Origin of the sequence: Vibrio sp. 10N.222.55.C6 (assembly GCF_041473395.1) — a bacterium.
Lineage (GTDB): Bacteria > Pseudomonadota > Gammaproteobacteria > Enterobacterales > Vibrionaceae > Vibrio > Vibrio crassostreae_C.
In genome coordinates this window covers 23,587-43,961 of sequence record NZ_JBFRSD010000039.1, presented here as the reverse complement: position 1 = coordinate 43,961, position 20,375 = coordinate 23,587, and the positions used below count along the sequence as shown (strand labels likewise).

General features: G+C 44.2%; 18 protein-coding genes and 7 tRNA genes. 8 read left to right on the top strand and 17 right to left on the bottom strand.

Features of this window, described 5'->3' with window-relative positions:
• Positions 1–26: 26 nt before the first annotated feature.
• From corC to miaB, 4 genes are all read right to left on the bottom strand, one after another.
• Entirely contained in the window at positions 27–917 is an 891-nt protein-coding gene (corC, locus tag AB4486_RS20630; RefSeq protein ID WP_012603382.1) for a CNNM family magnesium/cobalt transport protein CorC, read from the bottom strand.
• Between the two features lie 120 nt (positions 918–1,037).
• The gene (gene ybeY / locus AB4486_RS20625) at positions 1,038–1,499 is read right to left on the bottom strand and encodes an rRNA maturation RNase YbeY (RefSeq protein ID WP_012603383.1); all 462 of its coding nucleotides are present in this window, start codon (positions 1,497–1,499) and stop codon (positions 1,038–1,040) included.
• Positions 1,500–2,621: a PhoH family protein gene (locus tag AB4486_RS20620; protein ID WP_017064169.1), complete on the bottom strand. Its 1,122-nt coding sequence runs from the start codon at positions 2,619–2,621 to the stop codon at positions 1,500–1,502.
• A gap of 163 nt (positions 2,622–2,784) precedes the next feature.
• Entirely contained in the window at positions 2,785–4,209 is a 1,425-nt protein-coding gene (gene miaB, locus AB4486_RS20615; RefSeq protein WP_017064168.1) for a tRNA (N6-isopentenyl adenosine(37)-C2)-methylthiotransferase MiaB, read from the bottom strand.
• Positions 4,210–4,517: 308 nt separating this feature from the next.
• Between miaB and AB4486_RS20610 the strand changes: the two genes are divergently transcribed.
• The gene (locus tag AB4486_RS20610; protein WP_372101329.1) at positions 4,518–5,693 is read left to right on the top strand and encodes a 2-octaprenyl-3-methyl-6-methoxy-1,4-benzoquinol hydroxylase; all 1,176 of its coding nucleotides are present in this window, start codon (positions 4,518–4,520) and stop codon (positions 5,691–5,693) included.
• A gap of 68 nt (positions 5,694–5,761) precedes the next feature.
• On the opposite strand, the gene AB4486_RS20605 is transcribed toward AB4486_RS20610, so the two are convergent.
• From AB4486_RS20605 to lolB, 13 genes are all read right to left on the bottom strand, one after another.
• Positions 5,762–6,808, bottom strand: coding sequence for a lactonase family protein (locus tag AB4486_RS20605; RefSeq protein ID WP_017071286.1), 1,047 nt, complete (start codon positions 6,806–6,808; stop codon positions 5,762–5,764).
• A gap of 158 nt (positions 6,809–6,966) precedes the next feature.
• Positions 6,967–7,051, bottom strand: a tRNA-Leu gene (locus tag AB4486_RS20600).
• A gap of 55 nt (positions 7,052–7,106) precedes the next feature.
• Positions 7,107–7,183, bottom strand: a tRNA-Met gene (locus AB4486_RS20595).
• 50 nt (positions 7,184–7,233) lie between these two features.
• Positions 7,234–7,318: transfer RNA gene (locus AB4486_RS20590), tRNA-Leu, on the bottom strand.
• Between the two features lie 72 nt (positions 7,319–7,390).
• Positions 7,391–7,467: transfer RNA gene (locus AB4486_RS20585), tRNA-Met, on the bottom strand.
• Between the two features lie 77 nt (positions 7,468–7,544).
• Positions 7,545–7,619: transfer RNA gene (locus tag AB4486_RS20580), tRNA-Gln, on the bottom strand.
• A 28-nt stretch (positions 7,620–7,647) separates the two neighbouring features.
• Positions 7,648–7,732, bottom strand: a tRNA-Leu gene (locus AB4486_RS20575).
• A 65-nt stretch (positions 7,733–7,797) separates the two neighbouring features.
• Positions 7,798–7,874: transfer RNA gene (locus AB4486_RS20570), tRNA-Met, on the bottom strand.
• A 280-nt stretch (positions 7,875–8,154) separates the two neighbouring features.
• Positions 8,155–9,246, bottom strand: a complete 1,092-nt coding sequence (ychF, locus tag AB4486_RS20565; protein ID WP_372074751.1) for a redox-regulated ATPase YchF — start codon at positions 9,244–9,246, stop codon at positions 8,155–8,157.
• A gap of 10 nt (positions 9,247–9,256) precedes the next feature.
• Positions 9,257–9,847 carry an aminoacyl-tRNA hydrolase gene (gene pth, locus AB4486_RS20560; RefSeq protein ID WP_004739815.1) on the bottom strand — a complete coding sequence of 197 codons (591 nt, stop codon included), beginning with the start codon at positions 9,845–9,847 and terminating at the stop codon, positions 9,257–9,259.
• A 223-nt stretch (positions 9,848–10,070) separates the two neighbouring features.
• Positions 10,071–11,015: a ribose-phosphate pyrophosphokinase gene (locus AB4486_RS20555; protein WP_004739814.1), complete on the bottom strand. Its 945-nt coding sequence runs from the start codon at positions 11,013–11,015 to the stop codon at positions 10,071–10,073.
• A gap of 27 nt (positions 11,016–11,042) precedes the next feature.
• Entirely contained in the window at positions 11,043–11,918 is an 876-nt protein-coding gene (gene ispE, locus AB4486_RS20550; protein WP_170962373.1) for a 4-(cytidine 5'-diphospho)-2-C-methyl-D-erythritol kinase, read from the bottom strand.
• A complete protein-coding gene (lolB, locus tag AB4486_RS20545) occupies positions 11,915–12,562 on the bottom strand; it encodes a lipoprotein insertase outer membrane protein LolB (RefSeq protein ID WP_372118438.1) in 648 nt (215 codons plus the stop codon). Before lolB ends, ispE begins: the two co-directional genes overlap by 4 nt.
• A gap of 160 nt (positions 12,563–12,722) precedes the next feature.
• On the opposite strand from lolB, the gene hemA reads away from it, so the two are divergent.
• From hemA to ushA, 7 genes are all read left to right on the top strand, one after another.
• The gene (gene hemA / locus AB4486_RS20540; RefSeq protein WP_017062312.1) at positions 12,723–13,982 is read left to right on the top strand and encodes a glutamyl-tRNA reductase; all 1,260 of its coding nucleotides are present in this window, start codon (positions 12,723–12,725) and stop codon (positions 13,980–13,982) included.
• 28 nt (positions 13,983–14,010) lie between these two features.
• Entirely contained in the window at positions 14,011–15,099 is a 1,089-nt protein-coding gene (gene prfA / locus AB4486_RS20535) for a peptide chain release factor 1 (protein ID WP_372118435.1), read from the top strand.
• Positions 15,100–15,104: 5 nt separating this feature from the next.
• On the top strand, positions 15,105–15,965 hold the full coding sequence (prmC, locus tag AB4486_RS20530) for a peptide chain release factor N(5)-glutamine methyltransferase (RefSeq protein ID WP_372118433.1): 861 nt from the start codon (positions 15,105–15,107) through the stop codon (positions 15,963–15,965).
• A gap of 173 nt (positions 15,966–16,138) precedes the next feature.
• Positions 16,139–16,522: a SirB2 family protein gene (locus AB4486_RS20525; RefSeq protein WP_009848726.1), complete on the top strand. Its 384-nt coding sequence runs from the start codon at positions 16,139–16,141 to the stop codon at positions 16,520–16,522.
• 6 nt (positions 16,523–16,528) lie between these two features.
• The gene (locus tag AB4486_RS20520; protein ID WP_017064164.1) at positions 16,529–17,338 is read left to right on the top strand and encodes a SirB1 family protein; all 810 of its coding nucleotides are present in this window, start codon (positions 16,529–16,531) and stop codon (positions 17,336–17,338) included.
• A gap of 22 nt (positions 17,339–17,360) precedes the next feature.
• Complete coding sequence (gene kdsA, locus AB4486_RS20515; RefSeq protein WP_017069619.1) at positions 17,361–18,215, top strand: 3-deoxy-8-phosphooctulonate synthase; 855 nt, start codon at positions 17,361–17,363, stop codon at positions 18,213–18,215.
• Positions 18,216–18,672: 457 nt separating this feature from the next.
• Positions 18,673–20,334: a bifunctional UDP-sugar hydrolase/5'-nucleotidase UshA gene (gene ushA / locus AB4486_RS20510; RefSeq protein WP_017064163.1), complete on the top strand. Its 1,662-nt coding sequence runs from the start codon at positions 18,673–18,675 to the stop codon at positions 20,332–20,334.
• Positions 20,335–20,375 lie beyond the last annotated feature (41 nt).

Sequence of the window (20,375 nt, the reverse complement as noted above, 5' to 3'; positions counted from 1 at the left end):
TTTGTCATCTCTTTAGAGAGAAGTTGTTATTCTTCGATAGTCGGAAGAGGCTGTTCGTCAGGAATGGTTACCTGTAGCTGAATCACACGACGGTTATCTGCTGATGTTATTTTGAAATGGTAGTTTTCGATTTCTACAATTTCGCCACGAACCGGCAGGTGGCCGAGTGCTGTCATCACCATACCGCCAACTGTATCCACTTCGTCGTCACTAAAGGCAGTGTTAAACGTATCGTTGAACTCTTCAATAGTGGTTAAAGCTTTTACAGAGAAGGTATGCTTACTCAGCTTACGAATATCTAGCTCTTCTTCATCGTCGAACTCGTCTTCAATTTCACCAACGATTTCTTCGAGGATATCTTCAATGGTTACCAGGCCAGAAACTCCACCAAACTCATCGACAACGATAGACATGTGGTAACGCTCTTCTTGGAACTCCTTAAGCAGGCGATCAACTCGCTTACTTTCAGGAACAACCACGACAGGGCGAATCACTTGTTCGATATCAAATGGAGCACTTTCTGAACCCAAATACTTAAGTAGGTCCTTCGCTAATAGAATGCCTTCAACATGGTCTTTATCTTCACTGATCACTGGGTAGCGAGAGTGTTGAGCATCAGTAATGAGCGCAATCAATGTATCTAGATCATCTGTGCGTTCAACTGTAACCATTTGAGAGCGAGGCAGCATGATATCGCGTACTCGCATCTCTGAAATTTCCATAACACCCTCGAGCATGTCGCGTGTGTCGTGGTCAATTAGGTCATTAATTTCTGAGTCGCGGATTACATCTACGAGCTCTTGGCGATCTTTTACTTCACCTTGAAATAGTTGGCCTAGGCGTTCAAAGAAGGACTTTCTACTCGGACCTTCAGATTTTTTACTTCCCTCAGAAGTGGGGGGGTTACCTTCGTTCATGATTTCTCAAAAAATAACGCTATCAGAAGTGTGATAGCACACGTTACAACTCAGATTCCTGTGAAAATCACAGGTTCGATGAGTTATTGTTTCTCTGCAACCTACTTTACTAGAATCAATTTACTTTTCTAGAATGTAAGGGTCTTCAAACCCCATAGATTGCATGATTTCTGTCTCGAGTGACTCCATCTCTTCAGCTTCATCATCTTCGATATGATCATAACCTAGCAGATGCAGACTGCCATGTACAACCATATGAGCCCAGTGTGCTAGCAGAGGCTTACTTTGCTCTTCTGCTTCTTTTTCGACAACTTGGCGGCAGATAATGAGGTCGCCCAGTAGATCTAACTCGATCCCTGGAGGAGCCTCGAATGGAAAAGACAACACGTTAGTTGGCTTATCTTTGCCACGATATTCATGATTGAGCTGGTGGCTTTCTTGTGTATCAACGATACGAACCGTCAACTCAGCGTTCTCTTGAAACTGAGGAATTGTTTTGTCCAACCAAAGCTGAATATCTTGCTCAGTTGGAAGACCTTGCTCATTTTCGACCGCTAATTGCAGGTCTAGTTCAATAGACATCTATTTATCACCTTGTTCTGCAATTACAGAGCTATTTTGTGTTGCTAATTGTGTCGTAACTACCTGCTGAGCCTCAAGAAGTTTGGCTTCACGCTCTTCACGTTTACGCTTTTCAAACTCTTTGCGCTCTTTCTGGTCTTTTGCTTCCCACTTCTCGTATGCGTTGACGATACGAGCAACTACAGGGTGACGAACGACGTCTTCAGACATGAAGAAGTTAAAGCTAATGTCGTCGACTTCATTGAGCACTTCAGTCGCATGGCGTAAGCCTGATTTTGCACCACGAGGTAAATCGATTTGCGTAATATCACCTGTGATCACAGCGCGTGAGTTAAAACCGATACGGGTTAAGAACATCTTCATCTGTTCTACCGTGGTGTTTTGGCTCTCATCAAGAATGATAAACGCATCATTCAATGTACGACCACGCATGTAAGCCAGTGGCGCAACTTCAATTACGTTACGTTCAATCAGCTTCTCAACTCGCTCAAAGCCAAGCATCTCAAACAGCGCATCGTAAAGTGGACGTAAATATGGGTCTACTTTTTGGCTTAAATCACCCGGTAGGAAACCAAGCTTCTCACCGGCTTCAACAGCAGGACGAGTCAGTAGGATTCGGCGAACCTCTTGGCGTTCAAGTGCATCAACTGCTGCAGCAACGGCTAAGTAGGTTTTACCTGTACCTGCTGGCCCAATACCAAAGGTGATGTCATGAGTCACCATGTTCATTAGGTACTGTGCTTGGTTTGGCGTTCGAGGTTTGATGACGCCTTTTTTAGTCTTAATGGTCACTTCTTTGCCGTAGTCAATTTCAGACTCGACGTGTTGCTCCAAAATGCCTGACTCGGTGATCGCCAGATGTATTTGCTCTGGTTCGATATCGATTATGTTGCCTTTAACTGGAGCCGTTTCAACATAGAGGTGTTTGATGATGTCTAAAGCTGCGGCTGTAGTGTGAGGCTTACCGACAATGGTGAAAAAGTTGCTACGGTAATTAATCTCAACGCCCAGACGACGCTCAAGATGCTTGATGTTGTCGTCAAATGGTCCGCATAAACTTGCCAAGCGCTTGTTGTCTGCTGGTTCTAGATTTATCTCTAAGGTAACGATTTTATTGCTCAAATTAGCCTCTCATTTTGTGCCACTCACTCTTAAATAAAACAAAGAGCAAAAAGCCCGATTTAGACCGGGCTTCTGATGGTGATATCCCTATTTCTAAGATGGTCACTTAGTTAGGTAATTTCAAGCTTTGTGTTTGCGCTTTGTGCTCAAACAGTTGTATTGCCTATGGCGTAAATGTCGCTACACCTAGCTCGTCTTCGCGTTTTGTGTTCGCCATCATTTGAGTCGGCGAGATCACGCTGCGAAGATCCATGTCTTTCTCAGTACGTACTATTTCACCACGGAGTGAGTTAGCAAATACTTCTGTGATTTTCACGTCTACGAACTGGCCGATAAGGTCAGCAGAACCTTCGAAGTTCACTACGCGGCTGTTTTCAGTACGGCCGCGAAGTTCCATTAGGTTCTTTCTTGATGGGCCTTCAACAAGGATACGTTGCTCTGTGCCTAACATTAGACGAGAGAAACGCATAGCTTGTGTGTTTACCGTTTGCTGCAGTTCGTACAGACGATCTTTCTTCTCTTGTGCTGGTACATCACATGGGTAATCTGCCGCTGGCGTACCTGGACGTGGAGAGAAAACAAAGCTGAAGCTCATATCGAAATCAACGTCTTTAATTAGCTTCATTGTATCTTGGAAGTCTTGCTTAGACTCACCAGGGAAACCAACAATAAAGTCAGAGCTGATTTGAATGTCAGGGCGAGCTTTACGCAGTTTACGGATAATAGATTTGTACTCGATAGCCGTATGTGGGCGCTTCATCATCGTAAGAATACGGTCACTACCACTTTGTACTGGTAGGTGAAGGAAGCTCACTAGCTCTGGTGTGTCTTTGTAAACTTCAATGATGTCGTCACCAAACTCAAGCGGGTGGCTTGTTGTGAAACGAATACGGTCGATACCGTCGATAGAAGCAACAAGACGAAGCAGTTCTGCGAATGAACAGATATCGCCTTCGTGTGTTGGACCGCGGTATGCGTTTACGTTTTGACCTAGCAGGTTAACTTCACGTACGCCTTGCTCTGCAAGTTGAGCAACTTCGAAAAGTACATCATCCATTGGACGGCTAACTTCTTCGCCACGTGTGTATGGTACAACGCAGTAAGTACAGTATTTAGAACAACCTTCCATGATAGAAACGAACGCCGTCGCGCCTTCAGCTTTTGGCTCTGGCAGGTTATCGAACTTTTCGATCTCTGGGAAAGAGATATCCATTACTGGCTTTTCGTTAGACAGTGATGATTTAATCATCTCTGGCAAACGGTGTAATGTTTGTGGGCCAAAGATAACGTCTACGTAAGGTGCACGTTGACGAATGTGATCACCTTCTTGAGTCGCTACACAGCCACCCACACCGATCACCACACCTTCTTTTTTATCTTTAAGCGTTTTCCAACGACCAAGCTGGTGGAATACTTTTTCTTGCGCTTTTTCGCGGATAGAACAAGTATTCAATAGTAGTACGTCTGCTTCCTCAGGTACTTCAGTTAGCTCATAGCCATTTGCAGCGTTAAGCAGGTCGGCCATTTTTGATGAATCATATTCATTCATCTGACAGCCCCAAGTTTTAATTAGCAGTTTCTTACTCATTATATGTTCGCTCGATCGTTAGTTTAATTTAAGGGAGCAAATCGCCCATTATTCATCCGCTAGCCCCGTTTGTCATAATTCGGTATTCAATTTTATGACAGGCTCTAGCGGCAAGCGGCGTATTGTACTGGTTTCAAAACCGACTGACTAGTAGTCTGAACAAATCTCTTATGTAGTGGTTTTTATTATCGTTAACGCCATATGCCATAAGGGATAACCCTTTTTTCGAATAAGGTTTTTGGTTACAAGTTAGTTATGAAAAAGTACAATCAAAAACAGTCAAAGAATCAAACTGATAAGTACGAAATATGAACAGTTACGATATTGTAGTAGTCGGTGGCGGCATGGTTGGCGCAGCAACAGCAATCGGTTTTGCAAAGCAAGGTCTGAGTGTTGCGGTGATCGAAGGTTTTGCCCCACAAGCATTTGATGAGTCGCAAGCGATGGATATTCGAGTGTCAGCGATTTCTCAGGCGTCAGTCGATTTACTTGACGATCTTGGTGCATGGCAGAACATAGCAGCAATGCGAGTTTGCTCTTACAAGCGCTTAGAGACTTGGGAACACCCAGAATGTCGTACTCGATTTGATGCTGCCTCACTAGACCTTCCTCGTTTGGGCTATATCGTTGAGAACAGACTCATTCAATTAGGTTTATGGTCTCAATTTGATGCCTACGACAATCTCGAACTGTTATGCCCAGAAAAGCTCGATGTGATTGAGTTTGGTGAAATCAATATCGTAAAGCTTCAATCAGGGGCTGAGTTGTCTGCGAAGTGGGTGATTGGTGCTGATGGTGCGAATTCAGCCGTTCGCCAACAAGCTGGAATTGGCATCACGGCTTGGGATTATCGACAACACTGTATGCTTATCAATGTAGAAACAGAACAACCTCAGCAAGATATTACTTGGCAGCAATTTCTACCAAGTGGCCCTCGTTCATTTTTGCCTTTGTGTTCTCTAACCTCTGACGGTCAAGAAGTTGGGCTGGGCTCGTTAGTTTGGTATGATTCTCCGCTGCGTATTAAGCAACTGTCAGCAATGACCCCTGAAAAACTACGTAACGAAGTACTTACTCACTTTCCTAAAGAGTTAGGTGATATCAAAGTCTTGAATTCGGGTTCTTTTCCTCTGACACGACGTCATGCTCAATCATACTCGAAGAATAACTGTATTTTGGTCGGAGACTCTGCGCATACCATCAACCCTTTGGCTGGGCAGGGTGTTAACTTAGGCTTCAAAGATGTATCAGTACTGCTGGATGTCACCAAAGAAAAGGGTGAATTGAACCAGTCTGTAGCAAGACGCTACGAGGTGATGAGAAGAGGTGACAACCTAGTGATGCAAAGCGGTATGGATTTCTTCTATAAGACATTCAGCAACGACATTGGTCCACTTAAGTTTGTGCGTAATGCTGCACTCAAGCTAGCAGAGAACTCAGGGCCGATTAAAGCTCAAGTGTTGAAGTATGCCCTGGGCCTTTAATTGAGTATTACAGACACTTTATAAAGAGAAGGAGAGCGAATGCTCTCCTTTTTTGTATCAGATGACTACTATCGCTGTTGCGTCACACAAACCGGTGCATCGATCTCTAAAGAGTACCCTGTATAAACCAAAGACCCATCTTCATTATCTCGCTTGAATGAGGTGATGTTGTTGGAGTGCTGGTTGGCGGCGATAAGCCATTTCCCATCGTTCGTTATATGGAAGTCTCTTGGGAATTTGCCTTCAGTGTCGTAGCTATCAATGAAAGTCAGCCTTTGAGTCTCAGAGTCGATTTTGAAGCTACTGATTCTTGATTGGTGTCGACATGACACATAAAGGAATTGCTCATCAGGCGATAGCTTAATCGCAGCTGCGGCTTCTCCCTTCTCCATATTAGGCAATGCATCAATCTCTTCCACTACATTCCAAATGCCTAAAACCTTTTCCAAAGTCAGCAACGTTTCAGAGAGTTCACAGACCACATAGGCTCTGTCTTCAGCTTTGTTAAAGATTAAATGGCGAGGTCCATTGCCGGCGGGCACCTTAATAGACTGCATTGGCTCATCAAGGAACTCTTCTTGCTCTTCATCAAAGCAATAGAAGTTGATGCGATCGGTGCCGAGATCGACAGTCACAAACTGTGGTGAGTTTTGTAAGAACAGGCATTGATGGGCGTGTGGGCTAGTTTGTCTCTCTTTGTTTGGCCCGGAACCAACCATCTGGATTGTTTTGAGTCGTTTATCGATGCTGCCGTTGATACTTAAGCTAAAAATATCGAATGTGCCTGATGAGTATTGCGACGTGATAGCAAACTTATTGTGTGGATCTATCGCGACGTGACAAGGGTGATCTCCCGAGATGAGGCTTGTATTGTGTGTTAGCTGTGAATCAACATTAGGTATATGAATGAGCTGGGGCTGTTTTTGCTGGTCCACTTCCGATGCAGTATAGATCCCAGTCTTTGTTACAGTAATAAAAGAGGGGTTAGTACATTTGATGATCAGCTCTAGAGGTAATAGTTTTCCTGTTTCTAGATCTAACTGAGTTTGATAAACACCTTGGCTTTTACTTGGTGTATCTGTGTAGCAACCGATCGTTAAGGGGAGGGGTTTCATAGGCTAGTCATACTCAATTAGAAAATGGAGCTGACATTGTCTTATAAAATCGTATTAAAAGTGAGGTTATAGAAGAGAATACTTGGTGACTTGGCTAGCAGATTTGCATATTCCAGATAAAACAAAACCCAGCTAAAAAGCTGGGTTCTATTTAATGATGGTGCGGTCGGAGAGACTTGAACTCTCACACCTCTCGGCGCCAGAACCTAAATCTGGTGCGTCTACCAATTCCGCCACGACCGCAGCAAATCTTTATAGTCATATCGAATATTGGTGCTTCAATAAGACGTTGTATAAGTGGTGGCTACTGCGGGATTTGAACCTGCGACCCCATCATTATGAGTGATGTGCTCTAACCAACTGAGCTAAGTAGCCATAATAAATCTAATAGATTCATTATTTGTTCTCTAATGAAAGAGAAATAATGGTGCGGTCGGAGAGACTTGAACTCTCACACCTCTCGGCGCCAGAACCTAAATCTGGTGCGTCTACCAATTCCGCCACGACCGCAGCAAATCTTTGTAGTCATACTGAATATTGGTGATTCAATATAACGTTGTCTTTTCTTTCTCGAAGAAAGAATGGTGGCTACTGCGGGATTTGAACCTGCGACCCCATCATTATGAGTGATGTGCTCTAACCAACTGAGCTAAGTAGCCATCTGAGAGCGAGACAATATAATATAATCTTGCTTTCAATGCCATTATCTTTTTAAAGATAATTACACTTTAAATTGTGGCTGGGCTACCTGGATTCGAACCAGGGAATGCCGGCATCAAAAGCCGGTGCCTTACCGCTTGGCGATAGCCCAACAATGATATCTTAAAGATATCTCAATATGGTGCGGTCGGAGAGACTTGAACTCTCACACCTCTCGGCGCCAGAACCTAAATCTGGTGCGTCTACCAATTCCGCCACGACCGCGTTATTTCCTAAAAACTCTTTGTTACTAAAGACAAACTTTAATATCAAATAGAGTGCTTAGGAAATGGTGGCTACTGCGGGATTTGAACCTGCGACCCCATCATTATGAGTGATGTGCTCTAACCAACTGAGCTAAGTAGCCATTTCCATATTGTTGCTCATTTCGAAACGTTGCCGCTTCGCTGTGAACGGGGCGCATTATGCGGAGTTGAGTGAAACCCGTCAACTTTTTTTTTGAATAAATCGCGAATAAACATCTGTTCGGTTTCTTTTTAGGCAAAGAGGCGTATTTGTCGACAAAAAACAGGTCTAAAAGGCGATATATATAGGAAGTTAACTTTCTGGTGAGGGACAATTTAGAAAGGGGAAAAACAAAAAGGCCAGTGAATTCACTGGCCTTTTTTCTAGATGTTTAATCAGAATTATACATTGAAGCGGAAGTGAACAACGTCACCATCTTTAACGATGTATTCTTTACCTTCAAGGCGCCATTTACCTGCGTCTTTCGCACCGCTCTCACCGTTAAATTCGATGAAGTGATCGAATCCAACAACTTCAGCACGGATGAAACCTTTCTCGAAGTCTGTGTGGATCTTACCCGCTGCTTGTGGCGCAGTTGCACCTACAGGGATTGTCCAAGCACGAACTTCTTTAACACCAGCTGTGAAGTAAGTCTGAAGAGTCAGTAGTTCGTAACCAGAGCGGATCACTCGGTTAAGACCTGGTTCTTCGATACCCATATCCGCAAGGAACTCTTCGCGATCTTCGTCATCAAGCTCAGAAAGCTCTGATTCGATTGCTGCACAAACAGCAACAACAACGTTGTTTTCGTTTTCTGCGTATTCACGAACAGCGTCTAGGTATGGGTTATTTTCAAAACCATCTTCTGCAACGTTTGCGATGTACATTGTTGGCTTAAGCGTTAGGAAGTTTAGGTAGCCGATTGCTGCCGCTTCTTCTTTGCCAAGTTCAACAGTACGTGCCATACCACCTTCAGTTAGAACTGGAAGTAGCTTTTCTAGTACAGTGATTTCGAATTTAGCGTCTTTGTCGCCGCCTTTCGCTTTCTTTGCGTTACGTTGAATTGCACGCTCACAGCTGTCTAAGTCAGCCAGTGCAAGTTCTAGGTTGATCACTTCGATATCTTCAATTGGAGATACTTTGCCAGCAACGTGAACAATGTTTTCATTTTCAAAGCAGCGTACAACGTGACCGATAGCGTCAGTTTCACGGATGTTAGCTAGGAATTTGTTACCAAGACCTTCACCTTTAGATGCGCCAGCAACTAGGCCCGCGATATCTACGAATTCCATTGTCGTTGGAAGGATCTTCTGTGGATTAACAATTCTTGCTAATGCATCTAAGCGTAGATCTGGAACCGGAACGATACCTGTGTTTGGTTCGATCGTACAAAATGGAAAGTTTGCTGCTTCGATGCCTGCTTTAGTCAGTGCGTTAAACAGAGTTGACTTACCAACGTTTGGTAGACCAACGATGCCACATTTAAAACCCATGATATAAACCTTATTCTGCTTTGAACGTATGTAAGCGATTTTGTGCTTTTGGTAGGCCATCTTTTAATAAGATGTCTAGGCTGCGAACCGATTCGTCAACGACGGCCTCGATACACTCTTGCTCTTTTTGAGGAGCTTTGCCTAATACATAACCTGCAACTTTATCTTTGTGTCCTGGATGGCCGATGCCTAATCTAAGACGATAGAATTCTTTATTGTTACCCTGCTTGCTGATGATGTCTTTCAGACCATTATGTCCGCCATGACCACCACCTTTTTTAAACTTTCCAATACCAGGAGGCAGATCTAACTCATCGTGAGCGACCATGATCTCTTCTGGTTTAATTTGGTAGAACTTTGCTAAGGCTGCAACTGCTTTGCCTGACAAGTTCATAAAAGTCGTTGGGATCAGCAAACGAAGATCTTCACCGTGAACCATGATACGACCCGTTAGGCCAAAGAACTTTGGTTCGTTCTTTAGTGTCACGTTATGTACACGCGCTAATTCTTCAACTACCCAAGCGCCCGCGTTGTGGCGAGTTTTGGCGTATTCTGGACCTGGATTAGCCAGTCCAACGAGAAGTTTTATTTGTTGGCTCAAGGTATGGATCTCTCTTGGGATTTCAAAAAGCGCCGTATGATATCACAGTTTATGAAAAAGGTGCGAGCTAGCTGATAGCTGCGCGATTATTCCTGTTTGTGATAACTAGCAGTGCAATATTACTCAGACATAAAAAAAGCACTTCATTGACTGAAGTGCTTAATATCTTTCTCTCGCGTGTTTCTAAAACCAAGCTTTTGTAAAAAAAGCTATTGGGCTTTGATTAGTTGAACATCGCTGAGATTGATTCTTCGTTGCTGATACGACGAATCGCTTCAGCAAGCATGCGAGAAAGGCTAAGTGTTGTCACTTTACCCGTCGCAGCCATCTCTGGAGATAGAGAGATAGAATCCGTTACGATAACTTGGTCTAGAACAGAGTTCTTGATGTTGTTCGCAGCAGTACCAGAGAAAACAGCGTGAGTTGCGTAAGCGAATACACGCTTAGCACCGCGCTCTTTAAGCGCTTCAGCTGCTTTACATAGTGTGCCACCCGTATCGATCATGTCATCAACGATAACACAGTCACGACCTTCAACATCACCGATTAGGTTCATTACTTCAGAAACGTTAGCACGTGGACGACGCTTATCAACGATAGCGATGTCAACATCACCTAGCGCTTTAGCCGTTGCACGAGCACGTACAACACCACCAAGGTCTGGAGAAACCACTACTGGGTTTTCTAGGCCACGGTTAGCCATGTCTTCTAGAAGAACTGGAGTGCCGAAGATGTTATCAACAGGTACATCGAAGAAGCCTTGGATTTGCTCTGCGTGTAGGTCGATAGTAAGAACGCGGTCAACGCCAACGTTAGAAAGGAAGTCTGCAACAACTTTTGCAGTAATTGGCACACGAGCAGAACGTACACGACGATCTTGACGGGCATAACCGAAGTAAGGGATTACAGCAGTAATACGGCCAGCAGAAGCACGGCGCATTGCGTCAATCATTACCACCAATTCCATAAGGTTGTCATTGGTTGGTGCACAAGTTGATTGAATCAGGAATACATCGCTACCACGAACGTTTTCATTGATTTGAACAGCGACTTCGCCATCAGAAAAACGGTCTACAGTAGCATCGCCAAGAGAGATGTATAGACGATCAGCAATACGTTGGGCTAGTTCAGGTGTTGCGTTACCAGCAAATAGCTTCATATCAGGCACGGTGGAAACCTCGGGTTGCGTCCAGTTTTAAATAGATTGTGGGTGGGCTGATTGGTATTCAGCCAGAGTTTCTTTTAAAGGAGAAATGTTTCTTCCTTTCGCTACGAAAGCGGAAACTGTGTCAGGCAGTTGTTCTCGCACCAATTCGGCTTCTTTTTTGCTGTTAAATTCAGCAAAAACGCACGAACCTGTACCAGTCAATCTCGACGGCGCGTATTGTAGCAGCCATGAAAGTTGCTTATCAACCTCTGGGTACAGCATTCGCACAATTTTTTCGCAATCGTTTACGTATTCTTGCTCTAGAAGCGTTGCTAGCGCTCGCTTTGGCGTATTTCGAGTTAATTCTGAATGTTTGAATATGTCTGCAGTTGCTATGCTCACTTGAGGTTTGGCGACTAGATACCATTTTTCATCCGGATTAGCTGGTGACAATTGTTCTCCAACCCCTTCAGCAAAGGCGGCGTGGCCTCGAACGAAGACAGGAACGTCAGCACCAAGCTTCAAACCGATCTCGGCGAGTTGATCGTCTGACAGGTTGAGTTGCCATAAATAATTCAGAGCGACCAACACGGTTGCTGCATTTGAAGAGCCTCCGCCAATACCGCCACCCATAGGCAGTACTTTCTTGAGTTCAATATCGGCACCGAAACAGGTTGAGGTATATTGCTGTAGCGCAGTAGCGGCTTTCCAGATCAGGTTGTCTTCAAGTGCTACCCCAGGGATTTCTGGTGTGATTGTTATCGAGCTAGTTTCTGAGTTTGCGGTAACCGTCAGTTCATCACCAAAATCGACAAACTGAAATAAAGTTTGAAGTTCGTGATAGCCATTGTCACGTCGACCAGTGATATAGAGAAATAAATTCAGTTTAGCCGGAGAAGGCCAATGGGTTGGCGTTGTTATCATCTTTTCAGTGTCCACTTCGAAACTACAATGTTGATTTTGTTATTGTCTTGCTTGAATGACAATCGAGTAGGGAGTGGGATTATCTCTACCTTAGTGTTGTCTTCACCCGATAGTTGCTTATTCGGCATCTCTGTATTGCGATAGTTAGCAAAACTCAGTGTCCATAATTGGTTGCTGACTTGTTTGGTGAGAGATTCAAGCGTGTTGGTCGTGTTCAATTGGTAGCTATCGGCTTGGTCTGGAATGCCAAGGAACCATTGTGGCAGGTGATCAATAGGGATCTGTAAACCTGTCAGCTGCTCAACCAAGACTGAAGCGCTCGCATGAGTAAATACTTGATCGCCATAGGTCACGACTTTTGCACCCGATGGATCTATGGTTAGGTTCAGTGCAGTTTGACCGAGAAAAGTAGTGAGCCTTAATTGACTTTGATTTGGTGAATGCTTCCAAATGAAGTTTAGGCTTTGGCGCTGCTCTGGAGAAATGTAGGCGAGCTTGCCCGAGGCTTGGTAGTTTTCTATCTGTAGAAGTCGGTTTTGGTGACTTTGCCACTCAACACTGGTCGGTTGTTCAGGTATAGACGAGCAACCCACCATAATTATGGTCATAAAAATAAGAGACGTGATTCTACGAAGTTTGCTCATATTTGCTCACAACTTGTTCAAATTTATCTAAAAAACGCTTCAACTATAGCATTGAATTCACGAACTCAGGAAAACAAATCCCGCTTGCTCTTTAAATAGAGCCATGCATCAAGTAAAATTCGCCCCTTGTTTCCATTCCCTGATCGAGAACTTCTGATACATGTCTTTGCTTGCCGTAGGTATCAATCACAATACAGCGTCGGTTGAATTGCGAGAAAAAGTCGCTTTTGGTCCAGATAAATTATCTGAGGCACTCAAGCAACTTAACGCAAATGCACACGTGAATGGAAGTGTCATACTTTCTACCTGTAATCGAACTGAAGTGTATTGCGACGTTAAAGGCGTGGCTAAAAACAAACTCATCGATTGGTTGTCGGTTTTCCATCAAGTTAGCCCAGAAGAGCTAAAGCCAAGCCTTTATATCCATGAAGAGCAGGCGGCGATTAAACACTTAATGCGCGTTGCTTGTGGTTTGGACTCTTTAGTCTTGGGTGAACCGCAGATCTTAGGTCAGGTGAAGCAAGCGTATACGGACTCGCGAGAGAACAAATCCGTTGATGCTTCAATGGAAAAACTATTCCAGAAATCATTTTCTGTTGCGAAGCGTGTTCGAACTGAAACTGAAATCGGCGGAAGCGCGGTTTCTGTAGCTTACGCAGCCTGTACCTTAGCCAAGCATATTTTTGAATCCATCGCAGATTCAACCGTGTTACTGGTTGGTGCGGGTGAAACCATTGAGCTGGTGGCTAAGCACCTTTCGGCGAATGGCTGTACAAAAATGATTGTGGCGAACCGAACTCGAGAACGTGCTCTAGGGCTAGCAGAAGAATTTGGTGCTGAAGTGATCAGCTTGAATGAGATCCCTGATCATCTTCATCGAGCGGACATCGTAATTAGCTCAACCGCAAGTCCATTGCCTATTATCGGTAAGGGTATGGTTGAGACTGCTCTAAAAACAAGAAAGCATCAGCCGATGTTATTGGTTGATATTGCCGTTCCACGTGATGTGGAATCGCAGGTTGGTGATCTAAATGATGCCTACCTTTATTCGGTTGATGATTTGCAGTCGATTGTTGATGGCAATATCGAACAACGTAAAGTTGAAGCGATTCAAGCTGAAGCGATCGTCAGTGAAGAAAGTGCCGCGTTCATGAGTTGGATGCGCTCTTTACAAGCGGTAGACAGTATTCGAGATTACCGTAAATCGGCTAACGAAATCCGCGAAGAATTATTAAGTAAAAGTTTACAATCGCTTGCCGCTGGCGGTGACCCTGAAAAAGTTTTACTCGAGCTCAGCAATAAGCTCACAAACAAATTGATCCATGCTCCAACGCGCGCACTTCAAAGTGCAGCTGAGCAAGGAGAACCTGCAAAATTAATGGTCATTAGACAGAGTTTGGGCTTAGAAAACCCTCAATAATATTAGACCTCCAACAAGATAAGACATTATGAAAGCCTCGATTCTAGTAAAGCTTGAAACACTTGTTGAACGCTATGAAGAAGTTCAACATCTACTTGGTGATCCAGATGTAATCGGGAATCAAGACAAATTCCGTGCACTTTCGAAAGAATACTCTCAACTTGAAGAAGTGACAGCTTGCTTCCAGTCATACCAGCAAGCGAAAGAAGATCTAGAAGCTGCTGAAGAGATGGCAAACGAAGACGACGCAGAAATGCGTGAAATGGCTCAAGATGAAATCAAAGATGCGAAAGCAGCAATTGAGCGTCTGACTGATGAGCTACAGATTCTTCTTATTCCAAAAGATCCAAACGATGAGCGTAACTGTTTCCTAGAAATCCGCGCAGGTGCGGGTGGTGATGAAGCAGGTATCTTCGCGGGCAACCTGTTCCGTATGTACTCTAAGTTTGCTGAGAAGAAAGGTTGGCGTGTTGAAATCATGAGCAGCAATACTTCTGAGCAAGGCGGCTACAAAGAGATGATCGCTAAGGTTAGTGGCGACGCTGTTTACGGCACCATGAAGTTTGAGTCAGGCGGTCACCGTGTACAACGTGTACCTGAAACCGAATCTCAAGGCCGTGTTCACACGTCAGCATGTACGGTTGCGGTTATGCCTGAGATCCCAGAAGCGGATCTTCCAGAAATCAAAGCGGGCGACCTTAAAATTGATACTTTCCGTGCATCAGGCGCGGGTGGTCAGCACGTTAACACCACGGATTCAGCAATCCGTATTACTCACTTACCAACGGGTACAGTAGTAGAGTGTCAGGACGAGCGTTCTCAGCATAAAAACAAAGCGAAAGCGATGGCTGTTCTTGCTGCTCGTATTGTTCAAGCAGAAGAAGAGCGCCGCGCGGCAGCGGTTTCTGATACACGTCGTAACCTACTAGGTTCGGGTGACCGTAGTGACCGTATTCGTACGTACAACTACCCACAAGGTCGTGTTTCGGATCACCGTATCAACCTTACTATCTACCGTCTTAACGAAGTACTTGAAGGTGACATGCAAAGCTTGCTTGATCCTGTACTTCAAGAGCACCAAGCCGATCAGCTTGCTGCACTTGCAGAGAACAACTAACCAGTATGCAGTCAGCATATACGGTTGAAAGTGCTTTAAAAGCAGCAATCGTAAAGCTTCAAGAGGGTGATAACACATCACCCTCTATTGATGCCGCGGTACTGCTTTGTCACGCCTTAGATAAACCAAGATCTTACCTACTGACTTGGCCTGAGAAGCATCTCACCTCAGAGCAAGAGTCTGAATTCAATGCCCTTCTAAAACGTCGCTTAACCGGTGAGCCTGTGGCTTACATAATTGGTGAGCGTGAGTTTTGGTCACTGCCGTTAAAAGTTTCCCCTTCTACATTAATCCCACGCCCAGATACCGAGCGTTTGGTTGAGGTAGCTTTGGATAAAACGTACGGCAAGCAAGGCGCGATTCTCGATTTAGGGACTGGTACAGGTGCTATCGCGTTAGCATTGGCGTCTGAGATGCCGAATCGACAGGTAACGGGTATTGATCTTCGCCCTGAAGCACAGCAGCTTGCTACAGAGAATGCACAACGTCTCAATATCACCAATGCGACTTTTTTGCACGGCAGTTGGTTTGAGCCTTTGAGCTCTGAAGAAACTGTGAAGTTCTCTCTGATTGTTTCTAACCCGCCATACATTGAGAAGAATGATCCTCATTTATCTCAAGGCGATGTGCGTTTTGAGCCGATCACAGCACTGGTTGCTGAAGAGAAAGGGCTTGCAGATATTCGATACATTTCTGAAAACGCACGCGACTTTTTGGAAAATGAAGGTTGGTTAGCATTTGAACACGGCTATGACCAAGGTTTGGCAGTTCGTGAGATTATGCAGGCGCTCGGTTATCTCGATGTTGTCACAGAGAAAGATTACGGTGGTAATGACCGAGTGACATTGGGTCGTTACTGTTCATAGTTAGTGATTGTTAATCGTCTTGTGAGCAATGGATGATGAACTTGCTAAATTGATACCTTTAACTCGACAATACATTTAACCCGATAATGCATTTAACGCAGAAATACAGAGCATTAACGGGTATTGTGAGGCTCGTGTTAACGAAAGCACATATAAAAATATAAAGGAATACCATGTACGAAGGTCTAAAACATTTTCACCTATTAACGATTGCTATAAGTGCGCTACTTCTCTCGATTCGTTTCGCTCTTATGATGGCTAACTCACCTAAGCTTAAGCATCCTTTCTTGCAGCGTTTCCCTCATATCAATGACTCGTTGCTATTGCTATCGGGTATTGGTTTGATTTTCATCACTGGCTTTATTCCATTTACACCAGCAGCACCATGGTTAACCGAAAAACTAACTTGTGTTATGGCTTACATCGCATTAGGTTTCTTTGCGCTTAAGCTAGGTAAAAACAAGCTACTGAGAGTATTCTCTTTCTTTGGTGCGCTTGGCTGGTTAGCGATGGCAGGCAAAATCGCAATGACCAAGACACCAACATTTTTCGGTTAACTATCTATGTACGAATTTTTTGATGAAGACTTTGACCAGCTAGAGTTAGCTGAAGGTGCATTGATCTTAAATAAAGCGATTAACCCAGAAACTCAAGACAGTTGGGCAGAGCAAGAGCTGGCGAGATTGTTAAAAGACGCCGAGTTTGCTTTGGTTAATGAAACCGATGAACAGCAGAAGTTTGAATCTTTTATTCGACTATTCTTTTATGAATGGGGTTTTGCTGGCGATAAAGATGCGTATTTCTCTTCGGAAAACGCGTTCATCGATAAAGTGCTTGAGAGAAAGAAAGGCATTCCAGTGAGTCTGGGGGCGATCTTTCTTTTTCTAGGTCGCAAGCTAGGCTTTCCTGTAGAGGGCGTCTCTTTCCCGACTCAATTCTTACTTAAAGTAAGTTGGTACGGGCAAGCTGCAGCCTATATTAACCCTTATAACGGTGAGTATGTTGGCGAACAAACGCTGCGAGCATGGTTAATTGGACATGACGGCCCATTAGCTAAGGTGAAACCTGAGCACCTAGAAGTCGCCGACCACCCAACAATTATTGGTAAGTGGTTAGCCCTGCTCAAGAGTGCACTGCTGCGAGAAGAGCGTTATACGCTTGCATTGAAGTGTACTGACCTTGCTTTGACGTTTGTACCTGATGACCCATATGAAATCCGTGACCGCGGTTTTATCTATCAGCAGCTAGACTGTCACCAAGTAGCCGCAACCGATTATCAATATTTTATCGACCAATGCCCAGATGACCCTGCATCTGAGTTACTGAAATCTCAAGTGAACGTCATGAACGAAAAGACAGTGGTAGTTCACTAATTAATAATTACTTAGAGAGAATATGATGGAACAAAAAACAGTTCACATTGGCGATATGCCAATTGCAAACGACAAGCCATTTACGCTATTTGCAGGCATGAACGTTCTTGAATCTCGCGATCTTGCTATGCAGATCTGTGAGCACTATGTAAAAGTAACCGAGAAGCTGGGCATCCCTTACGTATTTAAGGCGTCTTTTGATAAAGCGAACCGCAGCTCAGTTCATTCATACCGTGGTCCAGGAATGGAAGAAGGTCTCAAAATCTTCCAAGAGCTGAAAGATACTTTCGGCGTGAAGATCATTACTGATATCCACACAGAAGCTCAAGCTCAGCCTGTTGCGGATGTGGTTGATGTAATCCAACTACCTGCATTCCTAGCTCGTCAAACTGATCTTGTTGAAGCAATGGCTAAGACTGGCGCAGTAATCAACGTGAAGAAGCCTCAGTTCATGAGCCCGAATCAAGTTGGCAACATCGTTGATAAGTTCGCTGAGTGCGGTAATGACAACATCATCCTTTGTGAGCGTGGCGCTTGCATGGGTTACGATAACCTTGTTGTGGATATGCTTGGCTTTGGCGTAATGAAGAAGTCTTCAAACGGTAGCCCAATCATCTTCGACGTGACGCACTCTCTACAAATGCGTGACCCATCAGGTGCTGCATCTGGCGGTCGTCGTGAGCAAACGGTTGAACTTGCTAAAGCGGGTCTTGCTACGGGTATTGCGGGTCTGTTCATTGAAGCTCACCCAAACCCAGACCAAGCTCGTTGTGATGGCCCATCTGCGCTACCTCTAGACAAACTAGAGCCGTTCTTGAAGCAGATGAAAGCACTTGATGACCTTATCAAAGGCTTTGAGCACATCGATATTAAATAATCGAACTGCATATAATTAACAGCCGGCGCAAACGCCGGCTTTTTTGTACCTATCGGTAAGCGAGTTGCGGTTAAGTTGATACTTTCAAACCAGTTAGCTTACCAGTTGCTATGTTATAACGTATCAATTAAGGCTTTGATAAATAGAATAAATTTAACGAAGGTCACTTTTCGGGGATGTTGAATTGAGCCAATCACAAATAATCTAAAAAATTATGAAAACGTTTGCCTGTGATCACTTATTTGCTCAAATGCAACTTTGCCGCTTTGTTACACACTCGATAGGAGATTAAGGTGATCTATCCTACATAAATATGAAATCACTCTGTTAGGTTTACCGTCTTAATTTAAACTACTTCATGTTTTACTAAATTCTAACGATGTTTCCTTAGCGGACATTTGTTGAGTTTGAGTGATAAAAAAGCAGTGGATTCCCTAAAAAGTTCAAAGGTATGACAATGAAGCAACGCCTTATTCTAAAGACAGCACTAAGTGCTGCAATTCTAGCTACTCTAGCTGGGTGTGCGTCTCAATCAGCTCATGATTGGAACCAAGACGAAACTTACAAGCTAACGATTCTTCACACAAACGATAACCATGGTCGTTTCTGGCAGAATAAATATGGCGAATACGGCATGTCTGCACGTAAAACGCTAGTTGACCAACTTCGTTCAGAAGTTGAAGCAGAAGGCGGTAGCGTGTTGCTTCTATCTGGCGGTGACATCAACACGGGTGTTCCAGAGTCAGACCTTCAGGACGCAGAACCTGATTTTAAAGGTATGAACAAAATTGGTTACGATGCCATGGCATTGGGTAACCACGAGTTTGATAACTCTTTAGACGTATTACAAAAGCAGATCGACTGGGCTAACTTCCCAATGCTATCTGCAAACATCTACGATAAAGCGACAGGTGAACGTAAGTTCCAAGCTTACGAGATGTTCGAAAAGCAAGGCATCAAGATTGCGGTTATTGGTTTAACAACTGAAGATACCCAAAAGATTGGTAACCCTGAATTTATCGCAGGCATCGACTTCCGTGATCCTAAAGAAGAAGCGAAGAAGCTAATCGCTGAACTTAAAGAAACAGAAAAACCGGATCTAATCTTTGCTGTGACTCATATGGGTCACTACGAAAATGGCCAACGTGGTGTTAATGCTCCGGGTGATGTCGCACTTGCTCGTTACCTAAACGAAGGCGATCTAGACATGATCGTTGGTGGTCACTCTCAAGAGCCTGTATGTATGGAAGGCCCTAACGTTGCGAAGAAAAACTTCAAGCCGGGTGATGAGTGTAAGCCTGACGTACAGAACGGTACTTACATCGTTCAAGCTCACGAGTGGGGCAAGTACGTAGGTCGTGCTGATTACGAATTCCGTAATGGCGAGCTAGAGATGGTGAGCTACGACCTGATTCCAGTTAACCTTAAGAAGAAAGTTAAGATCGACGGTAAGAAGCAACGTGTTCTTATTCAAGATGAAATCGCACAAGACCCAGAGCTACTTGAATTCCTACGTCCTTTCCAAGAGCAAGGTCAGGCACAGCTAGAAGTTCAAATCGCTGAGACAAATGGCAAGCTTGAAGGCGATCGTAACGTCGTTCGTTTCCAACAGACCAACCTAGGTCGTTTGATTGCGACTTCTCACATGGAGCGTGCAAAAGCAGACTTCGCTGTGATGAACTCTGGTGGCGTTCGTGACTCAATTGAAGCCGGTAATGTTACTTACAAAGATGTACTGAAGGTACAGCCTTTTGCAAACATCCTGACTTACACAGACATGACGGGTAAAGAAGTTCTGGATTACCTAAATGTAGTAGCGACTAAACCAATCGATTCTGGTGCTTACGCTCAGTTTGCTGGTATCTCTATGACAGTAGCGAACGGTGAAGTATCGAATGTATTCATCGGTGGCAAACAGCTTCGTCTAGACGAAACTTACCGTTTCACAGTACCAAGCTTTAACGCTGCTGGTGGTGACGGTTACCCTAAACTGTCTGATCACCCAGGTTACGTAAATACTGGTTTTGTTGATGCTGAAGTACTGAAAGAGTACCTAGAAGCAAACAGCCCGGTTGACGTGAACAAGTACGCGCCTTCAGGCCAAATGGTTTACAAGTAATTGAATCCAAGCAATTGTATCAATAGGTGCTAAATTAGATT